The sequence below is a fragment of the Pseudomonas sp. NPDC089569 genome, from assembly GCF_050280625.1.
Taxonomy (GTDB): Bacteria; Pseudomonadota; Gammaproteobacteria; order Pseudomonadales; family Pseudomonadaceae; genus Aquipseudomonas.
This window is the reverse complement of record NZ_JBNNVQ010000264.1, coordinates 1-1350: the sequence shown is the minus strand read 5'-3', so window position 1 is coordinate 1350 and position 1350 is coordinate 1. Positions and strand designations below refer to the sequence as shown.

General features: G+C 58.8%; 1 protein-coding gene. It reads right to left on the bottom strand.

Annotated features, from left to right (window positions below; all coding sequences use genetic code 11):
- On the bottom strand, positions 1-1350 hold a 1350-nt coding region (gene nuoM, locus ACQKP2_RS32940), incomplete at both ends, for an NADH-quinone oxidoreductase subunit M (protein WP_427582395.1).

Here is a 1350-nt window from a genome sequence, read left to right as displayed (position 1 = left end):
CGGCTGAACTGAAATTCAAGATCATCAAATTGATGGATGAGGGGCTTACGCAAGCTGAGGTTGCTCGGCGTCTAAAGATTGCAAAATCGACTGTTGCCGAAGCGAGTTGAGTGAAGGCGGTGCCGAGCCACTGCTGCACGCCATGCATCGTAGCGGCAGAAGTATCGAGGAACGGTTGCGGGTAGACGCCGAGGTAAATCAGCAGCGCTGCCAGACCGACCACCATGATCAGTTCGCGACCATCCATGCCATGCAGGACCGCGTCCGATTTGGACGGACCGAAGTAGGCACGGTGGATCATGATCAGCGAGTAGACCGAGCCGAACACCAGGCCGGTTGTCGCGATGATGGTGACCCATGGAGCGATCGGGAAGGTGCCGATCAGGATCAGGAACTCGCCGACGAAGTTACCGGTACTTGGCAGGCCCAGCGATGCGGCTGCGAAGAACAGGCTGAGTGCCGGCAGGTAAGCGATCTTCGACCACAGGCCACCCATTTCACGCATGTCGCGGGTGTGGGTGCGTTCGTACAGTTGGCCACTCAGGATAAAGAGTGCCGCAGCGGAAAGACCGTGCGCCAGCATCTGGATGACCGCGCCCTGCAGCGCCAACTGGCTACCGGAGTAGATGCCGATCAGTACGAAGCCCATGTGGGAAACGGACGAGAAGGCAATCAGACGCTTGATGTCGGTTTGCGCGAACGCCAGGAACGCACCGTAGAAAATCCCGATCAGACCCAGGGTCATGGCGATCGGCGCGAACTCGGCCGATGCATTCGGGAACAGCGGCAGGGCGAAACGCAGCAGGCCGTAGGCAGCCGTTTTCAGCAAGATACCGGCGAGGTCGACGGAACCAGCGGTCGGCGCCTGGGCGTGAGCGTCAGGCAACCAGGAGTGGAACGGAACGACCGGCAGCTTCACCGCGAAGGCGATGAAGAAACCGAGCATCAGGATGTACTCGGTGGTCGTCGACATCTTGGTCTTCAACAGATCGGCGTAGTTGAAGGTAATCACGCCGGTGTCGTTGAAGTTGACCAGTACCAGGCCCAGGATCGCCACCAGCATGATCAGGCCGGAAGCCTGAGTGAAGATGAAGAACTTGGTCGCTGCGTAGATCCGGGTCTTCTTGCCGTCCGAAGAGCTGTGACCCCTGAGCGCGATGAGGAAGTACATCGGCACCAGCATCATTTCCCAGAAGAAGAAGAACATGAACAGGTCGAGGGCCAGGAACACGCCGACGACGCCGCCCAGGATCCACATCAGGTTCAGGTGGAAGAAGCCCACGTGACGCTGGATCACTATCCACGAGCAGAGTACAGAGAGGACACCCAGCAGTCCGGTCAGCATGATCA